An 18,662-nucleotide genomic window follows, 5' to 3' on the forward strand; every position below is an offset into this window, starting at 1 on the left:
GCCGAAAGGCTTTTTTTTTGTCCTCAAGAGTCCGAGCACCTCCGTTGCAATCCAGACCCCACAGGGGGCATAATTGGGGGCATCCCCACTTCGATTAGAAATGTGCCCCCAAAATGAAGCTCAACGCCCGCCAAGTCGAGACTGCCAAGCCAAAAGATAAAACCTATAAGATGGCGGACGGTGGCGGCTTGTATCTTGAAATCACCACTCGGGGATCGAAATACTGGCGGATGAAGTACCGCCGCCCAATCGATAAGAAAGAGGATAGGTTAGCCTTTGGCGTCTGGCCGACGGTTACCCTTGCTGATGCTCGCGCTAAACGTGATGAAGCCAAAAAGTTGCTGGTTCAGGGTATTGATCCTAAAGCCGAGCAAAAAGAAGTACAGGCAGAATCCGCGGGGGCATATACCTTTGAAACGGTCGCCCGTCAGTGGCACGCCAGTAACAAACGCTGGGGGGATTATCATCGATCGCGGGTTATCCGGTATTTGGAAATGTACATTTTCCCCGAAATCGGCGCATCTGATATCCGTAAGCTGAAAACCAGCCACCTTTTGGCACCGATCAAAGCCGTGGATGCATCTGGTAAACATGACGTCGCCCAACGGCTGCAACAGCGCATCACGGCGATTATGCGTTACGCCGTCCAGAATGATTACATTGAGTCTAACCCAGCTGGCGATATGGCTGGGGCACTGACTACGACCAAAGCTCGTCACTATCCCGCTTTACCTCCCGCACTATTCCCTGAATTTCTTTCGCGTCTGACGGCCTACCGTGGCCGATTACTTACCCGCTGTGCGGTGGAGTTAATGCTGCTGACGTTTGTCCGTTCCAGTGAACTGCGTTTCGCTAGGTGGCGTGAGTTTGATTTTGAGAGCGCTGAATGGCGTATTCCCGCACAACGAGAAGAAATTGAAGGTGTGAGGTATTCCTATCGGGGCATGAAAATGAAAGAAGAGCATGTTGTGCCGCTGAGCAATCAGGCGCTTGCGGTACTGGAAAAACTGCATGCTTTGAGCGGTGACAATCCTCGGCTTTTCCCCAGCGATCACAATCCTGAAAAGGTGATGAGCGAAAACACGGTCAATAGCGCGTTGCGTACGATGGGTTATGACACCAAGACGGAAGTGTGCGGCCACGGTTTCAGAACGATGGCACGTGGTGCGTTGGGGGAGTCTGGCTTATGGAGTGATGACGCGATAGAACGCCAGCTAAGCCACTCAGAGCGCAATACTGTCCGTGCGGCATACATTCACACCTCTGAGTATCTTGACGAACGCCGCTTGATGGTGCAATGGTGGGCTGATTATTTGGATGCGAACCGGGAGCGGTATGTTAAGCCGTATGATTTTGCTAAGAAATTTTAAGAAAGGCAGTAAAATAATTACTGCCTACATTCTTAAACATATATAATTCTTATTAGTTCATTAAAATCAAAATCTTCACCACCATTATTAATGGATATTAGTCCTAATTTTGACATCTCAAAAGATATCTTTTTCTCATTATAATGCATCTGACCCTTGATTTTATCTATTATATACTTAGAACCGTTTGCATAAGCTTCTACTTCTTTAACCGCATTCCCTTTTGATGTTATATCAATGCAAGCTGTCGAAGTATCGTTAAGCTTTAATCCGCTGGCCTTAAGTTTATTTATGTGAAGTAATTGTATGCGCTGATTGGAAAGTAATTTATGAATGATCTCATTTAAATTAAGATCTATCATGCTGAATGTTACTTCATAATCGAATGAAGAACTAAGTCGGTCAATAAATTTTTTAATGGACTTTGGCGGATTGCAAATGGAAAGTAGAGATATACCTTTATCTAAATTTGTAATGCTGAATTCGAAAACATTATAACTTACAATTGTCTGTTCATATCTTTCACCAAGCGGGTCGATATAATCCTGATGGACTTTTTCCATTTCTACATATGTAGATTTAATTTCATCAAACTGAGAGTTAACATCTAGGAATCCATATTCGGAGCCTACAGAGAAGCTCTTCTTATGGAAAAATTCATAAAAATCATTCAGACTCTTCCGAGTCTTTATCCTTATTAATTTAACACGTCGAGTCATTTTATTATTCCCCTTGTGCCTGTGCTTCTAAATCTATTATAATTGAATAAGCAGCACTTTCAATTAATTTAAGGAATTTATTCTCCTCTGACTTTGTTAGAGATACGAAATTTTTATTATATTTTCCAGACCCTTTGTATTTTTTCACGCTTTTAGCTGAATATGAAAAATCTTTAAATTTCTCTTGATTACTGAATTGTGCTTCGAATTCATAAATGTCTGGGTCTGGAACATTTTCTTTTGCAACCCATTTTATCTTCCAAATATAAAAACCTCTTTCATAAAGTGAACTTAGTTCTTCAGACTTTAAGACTCCCTCTCCCTTAAGCGATGCTCTACTTACATGCACACCTGTATCAGTATTTCCATCTTCCTCTTCTAGGCGCTCAGGTTTTGGATGGTATACATAAGCATCCGTTACATCTTCTAAAATTAATCCTTCTAGACTCGTTATCAACTTAGTAAAGAATATTGTTCTCATATCTGGGTCAGTCAGATCTTCCATACTTATTTCTTTAATACTTAATGGAGGGATTTCCTCTTCAACTTCACCCTCACTATTATTTTTTTGAATTTCTTTTTCTATATTAGCTAATAAGTTTGCTTCATAATTTTCAACCTGCTCATTGTCTGGCCTTCTTATCACATAAGAGTTTTTCTGGCGTTCTACTTCTATTAAAGCCTCTTTCTTAATTACTTGTTTGAAATCACTTCGCCCGTAATTTGTAGATAGATAGGTAATGCTTACATATATCTTTCCATTGCTCTTATAAACTTGGCAAAGATCATTTTCTTTCTCTATGTTGGCCTTTAATTCATCAGCAGCAGCCAAAATAACGTCATCGTTTATCTCAGATTCAATTATTTTAGATGTAGAACGCTCCTTTCGAGTTCCGCCACCTAAATAAGATGCTATTTTTTGGTGGTCGTAATAATCATGATTGAATTTGGAAAAGTTTTTAGCAAGATCCTTCCTAGGTGTTCTCTTCGATATAATAATTCCTCTATCTAAAAAAAGGTCGCTCATTTCCCCCATGCTAATTTGGGACTGATTAAGGGCATCATAAAGAGCTTTATCAGTAACACAATGTATGTTATTCATTTTTAATAATCCCATGATATTTCTTGTGTCGAGTAAAATTCTTTCGCTATAGGCACTAAATGTAACTCTATTTTGAATAAATTTTGTTTTGCGGTGTCATCAAAACCCCATTCATGAGCATACTTTTCCAGTGCCCTATTAAAACTTGAGCGGATAGAATCACTACGATCTTTTGATGCAACTCTTATTCGTATATTATTTTCAAGATTAAGTATTTGATAGCTTGATAGTAAGTCTAATAAATACATGAATTCTAATTCACTTGCTCCAGTGCGATTGTAGTAAACAACGTAACCATTAGGATATGTTTCGATTGATGTTTGCGAGTTATAATCTATATTGATTGCTTTATCATGCTTAATTATTAAGAAAGGTGCAGTAAGTAGTTCTATGGTTGCAGGTAGATAAATATCATTTACAAGTACTTTGTGATAAGTTAGTTGAGGATAGAAAAATCCATAGCGTTGCCCTTGCGGAAAAGTACCTTCAGCAATCATTTCATTCATGTCTGCAATTATTGACATTAGATAATTAATGATTTTTGGTTCAATTATATGTATTTGCTGATTAGGTTGAATACTGATTTTATCCATGTTGACTGATGCAGGTCTTCTTTTCGCTCCATCAGGTTTTTTGGGGTTGAAATATTCATAAAAATTATGAGAGAAATCATTATCATGATTATATACAAATAGCATCCCTCTTATTTCGCTAGTGCCAACTTCAGTATCATATTTCTCTTTCCAGTCATCACTGTGCCGGGCGCAATCAATAGTATCTGCAAGGGATGATAAAGCACCTTCAATTTTTGAGGGATTTATAGAACCTTTTTTATAACTTTTTAAATCAGTGTTTAAATATATGGTTTTATTTAGATAGGGGTCTTTATAGCTAAAGACCACATCAACGGGATGTGTGTGCTTTTGCTCTTTACCTACTGGTTTGTGTTTTTCTTCTTTTTCACATGAAAAGTCTTGGTCACATGGACCTACTTGTTTCCATAAAAATTTATCAAAAATTTTATTTGAAATTATTTTTGCCAATTCCTCAATCGGCCCGTTCTCTGCCATGTGCTTAGCTCCAAATTTGATCCACTAGTTGCAGAATAAAACATAAGGCTTAGACATTCATGATGCAAGTCTGCGCTTGTGACGGTGTGCGGTGAGACGGCATAATCTGTACCAAGCAATAGGCTTTATGTTTCCTTAAGTTAAAATGAGTGAAGGGACTAAATGTGGTCACCAAAATAAATATGTACTTTATTACTGGCGCGCAATGCTATCCCCGCCACGCCTGCCCGCTTTATGTAGCGCTTTTCATGCAGTTGCATGGAAGCGCTCAGGCCGCGCCAGTACTGGCGCTGTAGGGTAGATTCGGGGATAAGTATTGCATGCAATTCCATGCACCGTATGCATGCACGGTCAAAAAATCGCTAGCCAGAGAAAAAAGCTCGCAAAAAAGCCCGCGCAATGGCGGGCGACATTCTGATATTGGAAATAATGAAATTATAATCTGGCTAATTAATTACGCAGGGATGAGGCCGGATAACCTTTATATTTTTTCTGCATGACTGGTGATAACGGAATATCCGGCACTGGCAGATCTTTTCGGTTGGATGGCTGAATAATTTCCTCTATCGATTCCAGTGTCCGAAAGGTTGCGGAGCATTCAATATTCCGGCACTGGTGATAACGCTGCTTCACGTTCTCCGATAACGAACGGCTGGTGCGTGCATGGGCAGCGTGGCCGCAGAACGGGCAGTGCATCATGCTTTTTGGCTCCGTGTTTTTAATGCGTCTTCTTTTTCTTTTAATTCACGGAAAAATATCGTTCGTTTTGCTGGGCTGGATACCGGTGCAAAATCGGCATGCGGCAGTGAAGGGGAATTCAGCCCCAGCGATGACAGCACTGGCTCGTTGCTCATATCAAAACGGTAGTTATTCGTTTCTATCGTCAGCTTTTCAACAATCAAATCCATGACTATTTTCTCAGGCTTCTGATAGGCGATCCCTTGTTTATATTCAGAGGTGGTGATATCCAGCATATGCCGCTTTAACTTGATCGCCCGGATCAGGGTTGTACTGATGTTACTTAACGCCTGGTTAAATTCCCGTTCTGCATAGTCTCGCAGGGCGCTGGCGTGAGCATCACAACAATCTTTTGCTGAGGCGTAGCATTTCGCTTTCTGTCTGAGTTGCTCAATTTCCAACTGTGCCAGCAAGCCGTCATACTCCTGCGCCAGTTCACGCTGTGCCAGCCGTTGTAACTGCTGATTTTTCAGTTCTTCCGTCATTTCGCCACGTGCGGCAAGAAAACGTGCACGCCAGTCGGTATCGGAAAGCTGATTTTCCGCTTCCGTGTTGGCTTTCTGCTCTTTGGCACGCGCAATGGCGGTATCGATGTTATCCAGCTCACCCGCATTAACGGTGTGCGCTTCCCGCATTCTCAGGTAATAGTCAGTCGCTCTTTTCAGCGTATCCGGCAGCGGACTAACGGGTTTCGTTTCTGGTGTCGTTGTCTGGCTCATTGTCATTTCTCTGCATGGGGTGAGTGTCTGGTGGCTATTGTGCAATTCACCACACAACTCCCGCTATCTGAGCCGGTTGTGCCACTTCCTACACAAAACAATCTCTAACACAGGCTGTTTCCCCAATTGAGAACTAACTTTTTTATAAAACTATTCACTACTCTTCATCTGAGAAAAAATAATAGATAAATCAATAAATAAAGGGGTGAAGAGTTGATAAATAACTCTTCATCGAGTGTTCACACTGTTCACCCGCTTTTTTGAGCCTTTTTTCTGGCGAGCAGTTTTTACGATGTTATTTCCTATAAATAACGTAGTGATTAATAGCCATAAACATGTAGACCTTTCTCGAATGGCAAACAAAGGAAAACTAATGGTAACTATTGGCAAACGTTGGCAATTTGGGGCTGTTTTTTGCCCATCGATAGCACAACTTCCCCTTGTTGCGGTCTCCGAAAATATTCACATAATAGCGAGCTACCAGAGAAATCCAGCGCCATCCGGCCAGAGCCGGGCGGACATTAACGAGGTAGCGCCACATGTTGTCAGCCACACCCCCAACTCCCATTCCTGCTATACCCCCGATGCCACAGCATCCGGTCAGAGAGCGCTTAATGCGTCTGCCGGAAGTGCTGCACGTCACCGGTATTTCCCGCTCGACGCTGTACGATCTGAGCAGCCGCAAAGCCTTTCCCGCCAACGTTTCACTGGGTGGGAAAAGTGTCGCGTGGGTTGAGTCCGAAATTCATCACTGGGTGGCCGAGCGTATCGCCGCCCGCCAACAGGAGAACCACGCATGATCACCTTAACTATCGCCGGGCAGTCGGTCACACTCGATGAACGGGAAGCCCTCAGTCTGTGCGATCAACTGCTGCCCGCCATTCGTAACCCCGCCACTATTGCCGCTCGTGAACAACGTTTCGGCGCGTTGCTGCTGAGCATTGCACCAACGCCCGCCGCCTCTGACTCCCCTCGGCGTTACTGTGCATCCCGTGCCGGTGATGCGCTGACCAACTGCTGAGATTGCCTATGACTGCGCAATTTATCCGTTTCCCCGGCTTGCCTGCCGGGGCTTTTTGGCGTTATAGTTCTGTCGCTGCCGCAAAATCGGTAGCCGGGATTTGCAGCCCGTGTAATCTGAAGGCGACACCAGACGCGCCTAGCGTCTTTTTTTGTGTCGTAGCCTTAGTACATCAGTACGTTGTACAGCGGTTAGCTATTGCCCGCTGTAGCATTCGAACAATGGTGGCTCAGGCGGGGCAGCCTTTGGGCTGGCCGGTATCCTTCAGAGCCGGTACTGCAAACCCCGTCTGGGCTACCACCAATAATGGGATTTGCAGCTCTGGTGGTAGCAAGCATTGCTATCTGAAGGAGACTGCCACATGGCTACGACCCCAACCTCGTCACACCCGCAATTTACCTTTCTGTTTCTGGCCGTGCGTCGCGCTGAATTACGCGCCTTACCGCACCGTGAAGCCGTTATCGCCCCGGATGAAATCAGCGCCCGCCGTTTACTGGCACGTGACTATGTACTGGCTTTTGCTGGCCGTCTGCCTGTTCAGGGGGCTAGCCATGTTTGATTCTACCCCGCTGACCCTTGATGAAATCGCCGACCAGTGCCGCGCCCTGACGCATGCCGTGATTGAGCTGGATAATCCGGTAGCTAAAGAAGTGCTGACGTTTGTACTGGCTGAACGGCTGGAGCTGCTGGCCGTGACGCTGCAAAGCCCGGAAGCGCCGGAAACCGACAACGGGGTGAGCGCATGAATACCTTAGCCGCCCGTCTCAATAATCAGGATACCTATCCCATTTCCCACGCTGACTACCTGCGCCTGTCTCATGCGCACCGTGTCGGTGTGATGTTTCTCGATATGCTGGACGCTCAGCAATGCGGCATGACCGCCGCCAAACCTAATACGTTACCGGCCGATGATATGGCCGCACTGGTGGCGCTGCTGACTGACCAGATAGGCCACGTCATGACCCACTGTGAAGCCCACCTTTTCACCGCACGGGAGACCGCACAATGAACATCAATAATCAGTCCTGCATTCCTCTGGAAGTGCGTACTGCCGTGTATCGCCGCGCCGTGGCACAGGCCTATCTGGATAACTGCCGGGAAACCGGCATTGCCCTGAACTGCAACCTGACCGAACTGGAAATCGCCATTGCGCTGGAGCTGGAGGGCGCACACGTGCGTGAGCACGGTACCGCCACCGGGATGGAAATCGCCTGTGCCATGCTGGGCGATATGGTGCTGCCGACGTTACTGACCGATAAACCCCGGCTAACCGTGCTGGGGCACATCATCATGGGGGAGCTGTGCCAGTGCGCGACAGCGGCGACCCCGACCACCACACTGCATTAAGGGGCAATGCATGGCACACCTTACCGTGACACAGGCAGTGAAACGCGCCAGCGGCCACTGGCCGCAACTGCTCCCCGCAGTGGGTATTCGCATTGATGCCACCGGGCAGCATACCGCCTGCCCGATGTGCGAGGGCAAAGACCGTTTCCGCTTCGATAACAAAGAGGGGCGCGGCACATGGTTCTGCAACCAGTGCGGCGCGGGTGACGGCCTCAATCTGGTTGAGAAAGCCCTGAACCTGACGCCGACAGAAGCCGCCCTGAAAGTAGGCGCATGGCTGGGCGACCTGCCGGACAGCCCGGCAGCGCCAACATCTGACGACGCAGACAGCGAAGCCGCCCGGCAACGGGCGGCGGTTCAGGCACAGGCGAAACTGAAAGAGGCGGTGACACAGTCCGGCAACGCCTACCTGAGCGCCAAAGGCTGGCTGGACGTGACCGTGCCAACCCTTACAGGTAAGCCGCTGCGCGTAGGCGGTATCACCTATCAGCCCGGCGATGTACTGGTGCCGCTGACCACACCGGACGGCGAGGTGGTGAATCTCCAGCTTATCAACGCACAGGGCGACAAACGCACGTTAAAAGGTGGACAGGTGAAAGGCACCTTTCACTGTTTCAGCGGCAAACAGACCAGCGTTATCTGGCTGGTCGAGGGCTACGCCACCGGCTTAACGCTGCATCAGTTAACCGGTGATGCGGTGTATGTCGCGCTCAGCGCGAACAACCTGCCGTCCCTTGCCCGTGAGCTGAAAACCCGCCACCCGGCGGTCATGCTGCTGATAGCCGCTGACCGGGACGAGAACGGCACCGGGCAGACCAAAGCTGAACAGGCCGCCGTTGCTGTCAATGGCCGTGTCGCGCTGCCGCCGGCATTTGGTGACTGGAATGATGTGTATCTTGCCGAGGGTGCCGACGCGACCCGACGGCATCTGAATGCCTTTACTCAGCCGGAAAAGGTCAGCCCGTTTGAGTCGCTGGGCGAGGCCGAATTCAAGGCCATGAGTGCCAGCGAGAAAGCGGAGAAGATACGCGAGCACTACCGCGATACACTGGCGATTGACGCTTTTGGGGAAACGTTCTTCCAGTACAAGAGCGGCGCGTGGAAAGTCCTGCCCTATCGCCTGTTAAGCCGGGATATCGCGGCACTGTTTCAGAAGATACAGGCACCCTTTACCGCGTCCGGGATTGGCAGCGTGTTGGATACCCTGAAACTGATTATCCCGATGCAGGAGAAGCCCCAGCGTCGGTTAATCGGTTTTCGTAACGGGGTGTTTGATACCGCCAGCGGTGAATTTAAACCCCATCGCCGGGAGCACTGGCTTAATACCGTCAATGATGTGGATTACACGCCGTTTAAGGCCGGGGAAAACCTTGCCGACAATGCCCCGCACTTCTGGCGCTGGCTGACCCGTGCTGCGGGGAACAACACGGATAAGCAGGAGCGTATTTTAGCCGCACTATTTATGGTGCTGGCGAACTGCTACGACTGGCAACTGTTCCTTGAAGTCACCGGCCCCGGTGGTAGCGGAAAGAGTATTCTGGCCGAAATCGCCATCATGCTGGCCGGGGACGATAACGCCACGGCGGCGACCATCAACACCATTGAATCATCCCGTGAGCGCTCGTCGATTATTGGCTTCTCACTCATCGTACTGCCTGACCAAGAAAAATGGAGCGGTGACGGTGCAGGCATCAAGGCGATTACGGGCGGCGATGCAGTGATGGTTGACCCGAAATACCGTGACGCCTACTCGACCCGGATACCGGCGGTGATTCTGGCCGTCAATAACTCGCCGATGCGCTTTAGCGACCGCAGCGGCGGCGTGTCCCGCCGTCGGGTGATTATCCACTTCGGCGAAACCATCCCGGCCAGCGAACGCGACCCCAAGCTGAAAGAGAAAATCCGCGCTGAACTGGCGGTGATTGTGCGTCACCTGATGAAACGCTTTGAAGAGCCAAACGACGCCCGGGCGCTGTTACAGGCACAGCAACACTCCGCTGAGGCGCTGGAAATCAAGCGACAGGCTGACCCGCTGGTTGATTTTTGCGGCTACCTGCTGGCGCACGGCGACACCACCGGGCTGTATATGGGTAACGCCAACATTACGCCGCGCAACCCGCGTAAATACCTGTACCACGCTTACCTGTCCTTTATGGAGTCGCACGGCCACCAGAAGCCGATCAGCCTAACGGCCTTTGGTAAGGTGCTGCCTAACATGATGTCGGAATACGGGCAGAGTTACCTCAAGGGCAGAACCAAGCAGGGCATACAGACTAACCTTGAGCTGAAAGACGAATCAGACGCCGACTGGCTGCCAAAATGTGAATCGGCGAGGTAGACGCCAACAACGACGAAACCGGCTCCGGCCGGTTTTTTAATGGATAGAGAAAGTTACCAGAGTGGTAGAAGCAATGTGTTAGGCTGGATTTCCGAGGACGTAAAGCCCCAATGCAGATAAAAATCTTTTGCGTCCTCAGACAGCGCATGAACTAATAACGCTTTCGTTCCCACCTGTTCAGCAACCTGCCGGGAACGCAAGATCGCATCTTTTAATAGTCCCGCGCCAATCCCCTGACGGTGATAACGTTCATCTACCGCCAGACGACCCAAGACTAATACGGGCAGCGGATCAGGCATATTGCGTCGTAACGCACCCGATACGGATTGGCGCTGTACGCTGCCGGTTGCCAGCGCGTAAAAGCCAATAACCTGATTAGCACTCGATTCACACACGACAAAAGTGCGTGATGCGCCCATGGTTTGATTCTTGAGCGCCTTACGCTTCAGCCAGTCATCCAGTGACGGTTCTGAACTTCGGAAATCAACCACGGCATGCTGAGGTAATAATAATTCAGGTGCCGTTATTCCCACGGTGATTTCCTGTCTAATAACGCCTGTAACCGCTCATTGGTGGCGACAGGTTTTTCTAACGCGGTAATAAAGGCATCAAATTGTGATTCATCAACCAGAAACAGGCGTTGATCCAATAGCACCTCTTCCGCCTCACGACATGCAGCCTCAAGGATAAAATCAGTACGTGACTTTGAAAGCATTTTCGCGGCAACGTCTATCAGTTCCCGTTGTGATGATTTCGCCCTAATGTTGATCGGTGCCTCTTTTGCCTCTGTTCTCATAAAGGACTCCTGTATAGCTAATCGTTATACGGAAATCATAATCAATTGTGTAGCAAATAGCTACACATAGATTAAATATCATTATAGGGTGACGAGTGACTCATCACCTGTTCACCAACTCATCACCCATTAATCTATTGATTATTAAAAATAAGAAAACCTAGGTGAAGAGGGTGAACAGTTTTGTACAAAATCTTTTTATTTGGCATTACGTTTATACCGTGATGTTGCTGCTTTTTTGATTAAGTGCTAAGTTCAGTATCAAATTTCATACTGAAAAGAGGCTGGTTATGTCCGTACAACCTATCCTTGCGAATGCTGCCGTAAGTATCAGCGACTTTAAAAAATCGCCCAATGCCGCGCTTAAAGAAGCTAACGGCGAGCCTGTAGCCGTGCTCACCAATGGCCGTATCTCTGGCTATTATGTTTCCCCGGAAACATGGGAAGCGCTGGCCGATTATCAGGAAGATATCGAACTTGCCAAAATCGCCCGTTCCCGGATGAAGGGGAAACGTGTGAAGGTCGATCTGGATGAGTTATAAGCTGGAGTTTGAAGAGCACGCGCTGAAAGAATTTAAGAAGCTGGGTGCGCCCGTGCGGGAGCAGTTCACCAAAAAGTTGAAAGAGGTTTTACAAAATCCCCACGTTCCCGCCAACCGACTTCATGGAATGGCTGACTGCTACAAAATCAAACTTCGTTCCGCTGGCTATCGGTTAGTGTATCAAGTACTTGAGCATGAGATCGTGGTGCTGGTTTTAGCTGTGGGCAAACGGGAACGCTCAGAAGTTTATAAAACAGCGAAAGACCGACTATAAACGCGGATGTCTTAAACTCGCGGCTTCCTTGCTATGCAGCATACCTACCATCAAGGTGATGAGTAACTCGTCACCTGTTCACCAACTCATCACCCATTAATCTATTGATTATTAAAAATAAAAAACTCTGGTGAAGAGGGTGAACAGTTTTGTGAAAAATCTTTTTATTTTGGCTGAGTCGTTATCATTAAGTGTGTTCGGTTAGGATCCGTTGCACGGAATCGAATCCGAGCGGATGATAATAGATCTCATTTATAGGGTTTTGTCTGTATCTATCTGATATATAGCTAAAAACCACATGGGGGCACAAAAGGGGGCATAAATTATTTATATAATAATATTATCCTTTATATTCATTATGTTATTTTAATACATGAGTCCGGCCTTCGCACCATCGTATGAAAATCAAGTCACCTTAGGGTGGCTTTTTTTATGTCCGTAATCGTCCAGTAATGTCCATATCTATCTGTAAAATAACGATTTTAATTTCATTCCACACTCTGCAATTTTGTCGATTTTATCCACAGTGGTCTTTTCCCGTCCATTGACATCCAGATGATTTGGGGGTCAAGATAAGGGTCAATTCACTTCGATTATGAGTTGACCCCCAAATTATGGCACTGACCGACGTTGTTGCCCGTACCGCAAAGCCCCGCGAGAAAGCCTATAAGCTCGCGGACGCGCACGGCTTGTATCTTTTGGTGAGTCCTAACGGCTCTAAGCGCTGGTATCTCAAGTACCGCTTTGAAGGTAAGGAAAGCCGGATTGCGTTCGGTGCCTATCCGCTAGTCTCGCTGGCGAAGGCCAGAGAAAAGCGTGACGAGGTGCGATTGCTGCTGTTGGAGGGCATCCACCCCACGGAAAAGCGCGAAGAAGAAAAAGAGCAGGCGCAAGAGGCGTTGAATACTTTTGCGAAGGTCGCGCAGGACTGGCACCGGAACATTAGCCAAAACCGCTGGTCAGAAACACACGCCGGACGGGTATGGCGCGATATGGAACGAAATCTGCTGCCTGCTATCGGGCATCGCCATATTGCCGACCTGAAAACTAAAGACCTGCTGGAGCCGCTGAAAGTCGTCGAACAGAACGGTCATCTTGATTTGGCGTCACGGCTACGTCAGCGCGTCACCGATATTATGCGTTATGCGGTGCAGAACGATCTGATAGAGCGTAACCCCGCGCAAGACCTCTCTGGCGCGATAGCTGCGCCCAAGGCCACTCACCGACCAGCCCTGAAACTGAATAAACTGCCGGATTTTCTGGCACGTATAGAACGCCATAAAGGGCGAGCGTTAACCAGACTGGCCTTAAAACTCACGCTGTGCGTTTTTATCCGCTCCAGTGAGCTACGTTTTGCCCGCTGGCCGGAAATCGATTTTAAACGTGCCATGTGGACGATACCGGCTGAACGTGAAGCCATTCTCGGCGTGAAGCATTCGCAGCGCGGCGCAAAGATGCGTTCTGAACATCTGGTGCCGTTATCCCGACAGGCTTTAGCGCTGCTGGAAGAGATTAAGGCCATCAGTGGTGCTCATGAACTGCTCTTTCCCGGCGATCACCGACCAACCAAACCGATGAGTGAAAACACCGTCAACAACGCATTACGAACAATGGGCTATGACACCACCACAGAGGTTTGCGGACACGGCTTTCGCACCATGGCCTGTAGCGCACTGGTGGAATCCGGCCAGTGGTCACGGGATGCGGTAGAACGGCAAATGAGTCATCAGGAACGCAACGGCGTCCGTGCTGCCTATATCCACAAAGCGGAGCATCTGGATGAGCGCAGGCTAATGCTGCAATGGTGGGCGGATTATCTGGATGCCAATCGGGATGAGTATGTGGTGCCGTATGAGTTCAAGAAGTGATGTATTGATATATGATCCTACCCACGTAATGTGGACACAGCCCTAAGCGAGGTTCTGGTTTTCAAATTGTTCCGGGCTGAGACCGCCACAAGCACTGTGGCGTCGCCACCGATTGTAATCACACTCGATATAATTAAACACTGTTGTTCGCATTATTTCCCGGCTGATAAAGCGTTCCCCGTGGATGCATTCCACTTTCAGTGAATGGAAAAAGCTTTCCACACAGGCATTATCGTAGCAACACCCCTTTGCACTCATGCTGCCATGCAGATTATGCCGTTTCAGCAGAGTCTGGTAATCCGCTGAACAGTACTGTCCGCCACGGTCGGTATGGACAATAACGTTTTTCGGTCGCTTACGACGCCAGAGCGCCATCTGTAACGCATCGCAGGCCAGTTGCGCCGTCATTCGTGACGACATCGACCAGCCAATAACGGCCCGTGACCACAGGTCAATCACCACCGCGAGATACAGCCAGCCCTCGTCCGTGCGAAGATACGTGATATCGCCTGCCCACTTCTGGTTCGGGCCGCTGGCGATGAAGTCCTGCTTCAGCAGGTTTTCCGATACCGGCAGGCCATGTTCACGGTAGCTGACCGGACTGAATTTACGGCTGGCTTTCGCCCGCAACCCCTGACGGCGCAGGCTCGCAGCGATGGTTTTGATGTTGTACTCCGGCAACTCATCAGCAAGACGTGGCGCACCATAACGCTGTTTTGCCCCAGCGAATGCCTTACGGACAGCCTCATCGCAAATGAGCCGGAAATGCTGGCGCGGGGTTGTCTGACAACGACGCCTGCGCCAGACATACCAGCCGCTGCGGGCAACCTGAAGCACCCGACACATGGCTTTGATGCTGAACTCTGCCCGATGCTTTTCGATAAAGACATACTTCATTTCAGGCGCTTCGCGAAGTATGTCGCGGCCTTTTGGAGAATAGCCAGTTCTTCGTCGCGCTCCGCCAGTTGGCGCTTCAGACGCGCATTTTCGGCAGCCAGTTCATTCTCGCGCTCTGATGAGTTCATCTGCTGGCGTTGTTTACACCGCCAGTTGTAGAGCTGGGATTCATACAAGCTGAGTTCACGGGCAGCAGCAGCGATTCCAATACGCTCAGCCAGTTTAAGGGCTTCATCGCGAAATTCGGGCGTGTACTGTTTGCGGGGCGTTTTGCTGGTTGGTACTGGTTTTGTCATGAGTAATCACCTCTGGTTGAGAGTTTACTCACTTAGTCGCGTGTCCACTATTGCTGGGTAGGATCAATACTCCATTATTATGGTATTTAATCATTTCATTGATTTTAAATAGATTGTTAGCCTTGTTCAGAGAGATATATATGGAAGGAATCAAAGAGAGCGAGTTAACCTCTTTTTTTAATAATGCTAAAAAATGTTTTCTTTATGCACTGAAAGTTTCACCTATATGCATCCTACTCTCCATAATTGTTGTTTGGGGATATTTAGGGCATTTTTCACGTCTTGACCTATTGATTGGTACTATTGATAATAAAACAACACTTCTTTCAATATTTGGCTCATTTATATTCATTTCTGTATTAATGTCATTTGTATTTGTACTTCCAAGTTTTAATCTAATGCTTTTTTCATCTTTTGTTAATGAAAGTTATATTGCTAATACAAAAAAGATGCCATATATTACTTTGATAATGATAATATCTATGTTGGTTTCTATTTTGATATTATCATCGGATGGTTTTTATGAATTTTCTAAAAAGTATGTATACATAGGGAAAATTTTATTATATATAGATGAACCATTTCGTTCTTTACTCATATCTTTTATTGTTTCTACAATTTTTACTGTGTTTCCATTTAAAGTAAAAAACACTCACGCCTATCGCGATAGCGGGTTTAAAAAGTTTATTAAAATAACTGGCTCTATTATTGCCACCTTGTTTATATGCTTTTTAGCCTCAATATCAATAAGTTTGTCTATTTCTTTGCTTTTGATGAATATGGATGGGCATACTTTTTATGGGTTTGTTTATGCTTTCTTTTTTTTATCGTTTTACTCAGTGTTATCATTATTTCCAGCAATGATCTTTTATTCAAGAAATTTTTCGTTTAATAATAATGGGGTTTTTAATTTTGAAGTGGCAAAAGAAACGATTTTTTCTGTGTTAGCCTCATTATTTTTGGTTTTTTTCTTTTGGCCTAATGGCTTTTTATTTATTAGCTCGAATACATTAAGTACAATCGGAGTGTTAGATAAAAGAACTCATTATTACCATGTTACATCTGATAAGTACTATAAAGAATTATTTCCTAATTCAATATGGGATACGAAATATTTAAAAGATAGAAATGATTTCTTCATTAAGGCTGTTAATATGTTCTCGCTTGATGGGAAAAATCTAATTTGCCCTGAATATGTAGAGAGTCTGAGAAGAAAAACATTGATTTCAAGTTTCGATCATTTCCCTCCAAAGCAAGATAAAAACCTTACTGAAAATTTTAAATCTATGGCAAAAGGTTGTGTAGTTCTTAGTAGTGACGAATTTAAACAGTGGGATACTATTATGAATGCGGAAGGAAAATTTAAAATTTGAGACATATTATCCACCACGCCAGCCCCTTTTTTGGGAGGGGCTGGCGCTCATTTTTCTTATGTGGATGATTTTCCAGCTACTCATCATACCTAAGTATCATTTCCGCCAGATCGTTTTCCACCTTATAGAAGTAGCAAGCCGGAACCTGTAGTACTGATGCTAACCGGCAAACCAGTGCAAAATCCGGCTTATAAATACCGCGCGAATCTTAACCCAGTGACAGCTTAAGCTGCATACCGCAAGCAGCAGCATACCGTTGTAAGGTTGAGATACTCGCACTGGAAACATTTCTCTCAAGGCGGCTCACCGCAGGTTGGCTTACACCCATGCGAGCGGCAATTTCTGTACTTGTCAGACCTGACTTGGACTTCATTTCGATCAGAACAGCGCGAAGCGCTTCTTCTTGAGTTTCGTCCTCATACGCTTTTTTAACTTCAGGATTAGAAAGCGCTTTCGCTTTAACTTCAGAGAAGTTGATACCTTTAACTGCCATCTTTCAATTCCTCCCATCTTGACTTTGCCAGCGCTATTTCAGCTTTCGGGGTCTTAGGGGTTTTCTTTACGAATGTCCTTAAAATATAGATCTTACGTCCTTTTGCGTAAGCAAAAAACGTTCTGCTTATGTCTTTTCTACCAACCCGTAGCTCAAATAACCCACCTTCGATGATGTCCGTATCTGGATATCTTAGCTCGGGCCCTTTAGCTTCAAGTTTTTCAAGCCCTTTAAGCGCTTTTGCCTGCATAACAGGTTCGAGGTCATAAATTTCGCTTGCAGCTTCGGGGTGAAAAATCAATTCATACATGTCAGTCCCCTTGTTATTGGGGAATATAACTCATAAGCTATAATAACTCAAATGTTATATCTGGCGTGTATTGGCAGAGTAAAATATTAGCAAACCATCCCCCACCTTTCCCCCACTTACTCAGGGATCACGGCTTCCCCCACCTGATTTTTATAACTCTAATAAAAGTGTTTACTTATTATCTAGTTAAGTTATTCCCCCACTTCGCGTCTATATATGCGTGGGAAGTGGGGGAAAATGCCGGATAAGAGACTCATTATCCGTTCGCCCCCCACTTTCCCCCGTTTAATCCCCCACCTTATTCCGTTGCGATAGCGGCGTAATCCGCTCCCCCTCAAAGGCGATCAGGCCATCCTTTTCCAGTTTGTCCAACCAACGGGTGAACTTCTTGTTCACATCAAAGCCCATAGCTCGCATGTCGTCACGCACTAATGAACGGGTACAGCCTTCACCGTTGGCCGTGCGTGAGCGAATGGCCTGCCATAGCGCAGAATGATTTTCCGTCAGCCGAGATATACTGGCTAAATCGGGATCGCTGGCAGCAGCATCCTCTCTGACTTCACGGCCTTCATCGTTCAGCACCAGCGAGGTGATCTGGTCGCCATCGTCATCCACGTACAGATCGATGGCATTCAGGTCATAGGCGCGACGCGGCGGCTCTTCCGCATCCTTCATTTTGGTGCAACTGAGGATCAACGCGCCGCCTTCACCTTCACGCCTGACGTTAAATTCCACGTCCAGAGCAGCACGGAAGGCGCTGGAGCCACGCGCCCCTTTGTCCTGATCTTTACCTGAATGATGAATAACCAGCACCGTGGCCTGTGTCGCCGCTTTAATCGCATCACATCCCTGAATGAATGCACCCATGTCTTTAGCCGCGTTCTCATCTGAACCGCCAAAACAGCGGGCGAGCGTATCCAGAATAATCAGGCGAACCGGCATACCGGAGGCGACTTTCACATCGCGTGCGGCGCGTATCACCTGCTGCACGCTCTCCGGGCTGGCCGGAAAAATCGGGCAATCGACGCGATAAAGCGCATCAATCGGGCTACCGCCGTTAAGCGTCTGCTCCCATGCCCGGATACGGCGAGGAACGCCAATCCCGCCTTCGCCGACAACGTAAATCACCGCACCCTGTGTCACCGGCCTGCCTGCCCACGGTTTGCCGGTGGCGATGTGGCATCCCCACGATACCGCCAGAAACGACTTATACGAGCCGCTGGCACCGTAAGCACTGGCGACGGAGGAACTCGGCAGATAGCCTTTAATCAGGTAGTCCTGCCGCGTATCAAAACCGTCAGAGCCTTTGCGCAGGGGTAATGCGGTGTTGAAGGCCGGTGTAGCAGAATCGGTGCGGACTAACGGGGTATACATCGTGTCAGGCTGATA

At 47.4% G+C, this 18,662-nt stretch carries 24 protein-coding genes and 1 pseudogene; 13 read left to right on the plus strand and 12 right to left on the minus strand.

The window, feature by feature from the left end; genetic code table 11:
- Nucleotides 1-113: 113 nt before the first annotated feature.
- Nucleotides 114-1,370, plus strand: coding sequence for a tyrosine-type recombinase/integrase (locus tag A7983_RS10195; RefSeq protein WP_005973653.1), 1,257 nt, complete (start codon nt 114-116; stop codon nt 1,368-1,370).
- Between the two features lie 32 nt (nt 1,371-1,402).
- On the opposite strand, the gene A7983_RS10200 is transcribed toward A7983_RS10195, so the two are convergent.
- The 6 genes from A7983_RS10200 to A7983_RS10220 form a co-directional block, all read right to left on the minus strand.
- Nucleotides 1,403-2,089 carry a hypothetical protein gene (locus A7983_RS10200; RefSeq protein ID WP_005973650.1) on the minus strand — a complete coding sequence of 229 codons (687 nt, stop codon included), beginning with the start codon at nt 2,087-2,089 and terminating at the stop codon, nt 1,403-1,405.
- A gap of 4 nt (nt 2,090-2,093) precedes the next feature.
- Nucleotides 2,094-3,206 carry a hypothetical protein gene (locus A7983_RS10205; protein ID WP_235778058.1) on the minus strand — a complete coding sequence of 371 codons (1,113 nt, stop codon included), beginning with the start codon at nt 3,204-3,206 and terminating at the stop codon, nt 2,094-2,096.
- Nucleotides 3,194-4,261, minus strand: coding sequence for a hypothetical protein (locus A7983_RS10210; protein WP_005973645.1), 1,068 nt, complete (start codon nt 4,259-4,261; stop codon nt 3,194-3,196). The genes A7983_RS10205 and A7983_RS10210 overlap by 13 nt, the downstream gene beginning before the upstream one ends.
- A gap of 158 nt (nt 4,262-4,419) precedes the next feature.
- On the minus strand, nt 4,420-4,593 hold the full coding sequence (locus tag A7983_RS24160) for a hypothetical protein (RefSeq protein ID WP_167354027.1): 174 nt from the start codon (nt 4,591-4,593) through the stop codon (nt 4,420-4,422).
- Between the two features lie 118 nt (nt 4,594-4,711).
- Nucleotides 4,712-4,960, minus strand: a complete 249-nt coding sequence (locus A7983_RS10215) for an ogr/Delta-like zinc finger family protein (RefSeq protein WP_005973642.1) — start codon at nt 4,958-4,960, stop codon at nt 4,712-4,714.
- Nucleotides 4,957-5,718: a hypothetical protein gene (locus tag A7983_RS10220; protein WP_005973640.1), complete on the minus strand. Its 762-nt coding sequence runs from the start codon at nt 5,716-5,718 to the stop codon at nt 4,957-4,959. The genes A7983_RS10215 and A7983_RS10220 overlap by 4 nt, the downstream gene beginning before the upstream one ends.
- Before the next feature lie 539 nt (nt 5,719-6,257).
- Here A7983_RS10220 and A7983_RS10225 point away from each other — a divergent pair.
- The 8 genes and pseudogenes from A7983_RS10225 to A7983_RS10255 all read left to right on the plus strand — a co-directional run bounded on the left by A7983_RS10225 (nt 6,258) and on the right by A7983_RS10255 (nt 10,424).
- The gene (locus A7983_RS10225) at nt 6,258-6,518 is read left to right on the plus strand and encodes a helix-turn-helix transcriptional regulator (protein ID WP_005973638.1); all 261 of its coding nucleotides are present in this window, start codon (nt 6,258-6,260) and stop codon (nt 6,516-6,518) included.
- Nucleotides 6,515-6,739: a hypothetical protein gene (locus A7983_RS10230; protein ID WP_005973635.1), complete on the plus strand. Its 225-nt coding sequence runs from the start codon at nt 6,515-6,517 to the stop codon at nt 6,737-6,739. The genes A7983_RS10225 and A7983_RS10230 overlap by 4 nt, the downstream gene beginning before the upstream one ends.
- Nucleotides 6,740-6,747: 8 nt before the next feature.
- Nucleotides 6,748-7,053, plus strand: a pseudogene (locus tag A7983_RS23900) (ash family protein); the annotation flags it as partial.
- 47 nt (nt 7,054-7,100) lie between these two features.
- Nucleotides 7,101-7,298: a host cell division inhibitor Icd-like protein gene (locus A7983_RS23905; RefSeq protein ID WP_005973632.1), complete on the plus strand. Its 198-nt coding sequence runs from the start codon at nt 7,101-7,103 to the stop codon at nt 7,296-7,298.
- Complete coding sequence (locus A7983_RS10240) at nt 7,291-7,485, plus strand: hypothetical protein (protein ID WP_005973630.1); 195 nt, start codon at nt 7,291-7,293, stop codon at nt 7,483-7,485. Before A7983_RS23905 ends, A7983_RS10240 begins: the two co-directional genes overlap by 8 nt.
- Entirely contained in the window at nt 7,482-7,748 is a 267-nt protein-coding gene (locus A7983_RS10245; RefSeq protein WP_005973627.1) for a hypothetical protein, read from the plus strand. Before A7983_RS10240 ends, A7983_RS10245 begins: the two co-directional genes overlap by 4 nt.
- The gene (locus A7983_RS10250; protein WP_005973624.1) at nt 7,745-8,086 is read left to right on the plus strand and encodes a DUF5375 family protein; all 342 of its coding nucleotides are present in this window, start codon (nt 7,745-7,747) and stop codon (nt 8,084-8,086) included. Before A7983_RS10245 ends, A7983_RS10250 begins: the two co-directional genes overlap by 4 nt.
- 10 nt (nt 8,087-8,096) lie before the next feature.
- Nucleotides 8,097-10,424, plus strand: coding sequence for a phage/plasmid primase, P4 family (locus A7983_RS10255; protein WP_005973622.1), 2,328 nt, complete (start codon nt 8,097-8,099; stop codon nt 10,422-10,424).
- A 53-nt stretch (nt 10,425-10,477) separates the two neighbouring features.
- Here A7983_RS10255 and A7983_RS10260 read toward each other — a convergent pair whose 3' ends face one another.
- Both A7983_RS10260 and A7983_RS10265 read right to left on the minus strand, forming a co-directional pair.
- A complete protein-coding gene (locus tag A7983_RS10260) occupies nt 10,478-10,957 on the minus strand; it encodes a GNAT family N-acetyltransferase (protein ID WP_005973620.1) in 480 nt (159 codons plus the stop codon).
- On the minus strand, nt 10,948-11,220 hold the full coding sequence (locus tag A7983_RS10265; protein ID WP_005973618.1) for a type II toxin-antitoxin system TacA family antitoxin: 273 nt from the start codon (nt 11,218-11,220) through the stop codon (nt 10,948-10,950). The genes A7983_RS10260 and A7983_RS10265 overlap by 10 nt, the downstream gene beginning before the upstream one ends.
- 290 nt (nt 11,221-11,510) lie before the next feature.
- On the opposite strand from A7983_RS10265, the gene A7983_RS10270 reads away from it, so the two are divergent.
- From A7983_RS10270 to A7983_RS10280, 3 genes are all read left to right on the plus strand, one after another.
- On the plus strand, nt 11,511-11,762 hold the full coding sequence (locus tag A7983_RS10270) for a type II toxin-antitoxin system Phd/YefM family antitoxin (protein WP_005973616.1): 252 nt from the start codon (nt 11,511-11,513) through the stop codon (nt 11,760-11,762).
- Nucleotides 11,752-12,036 (plus strand): type II toxin-antitoxin system RelE family toxin, encoded by a 285-nt coding sequence (locus A7983_RS10275; RefSeq protein WP_005973612.1) that lies wholly within the window; start codon nt 11,752-11,754, stop codon nt 12,034-12,036. Before A7983_RS10270 ends, A7983_RS10275 begins: the two co-directional genes overlap by 11 nt.
- 614 nt (nt 12,037-12,650) lie before the next feature.
- Complete coding sequence (locus A7983_RS10280) at nt 12,651-13,904, plus strand: tyrosine-type recombinase/integrase (RefSeq protein WP_005973610.1); 1,254 nt, start codon at nt 12,651-12,653, stop codon at nt 13,902-13,904.
- Between the two features lie 42 nt (nt 13,905-13,946).
- On the opposite strand, the gene A7983_RS10285 is transcribed toward A7983_RS10280, so the two are convergent.
- Nucleotides 13,947-15,097 (minus strand): IS3 family transposase gene (locus A7983_RS10285; RefSeq protein WP_156781736.1). Its coding sequence is split into 2 segments (ribosomal slippage): nt 13,947-14,839 and nt 14,839-15,097, totalling 1,152 coding nucleotides; the frame shifts between segments, so codons are not numbered across the junction.
- A 140-nt stretch (nt 15,098-15,237) separates the two neighbouring features.
- On the opposite strand from A7983_RS10285, the gene A7983_RS10295 reads away from it, so the two are divergent.
- Complete coding sequence (locus A7983_RS10295) at nt 15,238-16,470, plus strand: hypothetical protein (RefSeq protein WP_005971243.1); 1,233 nt, start codon at nt 15,238-15,240, stop codon at nt 16,468-16,470.
- 208 nt (nt 16,471-16,678) lie between these two features.
- Here the strand turns inward: A7983_RS10295 and A7983_RS10300 are convergent, their stop codons facing one another.
- The 3 genes from A7983_RS10300 to A7983_RS24425 form a co-directional block, all read right to left on the minus strand.
- Nucleotides 16,679-16,963: a helix-turn-helix domain-containing protein gene (locus A7983_RS10300; RefSeq protein ID WP_005971242.1), complete on the minus strand. Its 285-nt coding sequence runs from the start codon at nt 16,961-16,963 to the stop codon at nt 16,679-16,681.
- A complete protein-coding gene (locus A7983_RS10305) occupies nt 16,953-17,273 on the minus strand; it encodes a type II toxin-antitoxin system RelE/ParE family toxin (protein WP_005971241.1) in 321 nt (106 codons plus the stop codon). The genes A7983_RS10300 and A7983_RS10305 overlap by 11 nt, the downstream gene beginning before the upstream one ends.
- Before the next feature lie 285 nt (nt 17,274-17,558).
- Entirely contained in the window at nt 17,559-18,647 is a 1,089-nt protein-coding gene (locus A7983_RS24425) for a helicase RepA family protein (RefSeq protein ID WP_235778064.1), read from the minus strand.
- Nucleotides 18,648-18,662: the final 15 nt, after the last annotated feature.

Source organism: Pectobacterium wasabiae CFBP 3304 (assembly GCF_001742185.1).
Taxonomy (GTDB): Bacteria; Pseudomonadota; Gammaproteobacteria; order Enterobacterales; family Enterobacteriaceae; genus Pectobacterium; species Pectobacterium wasabiae.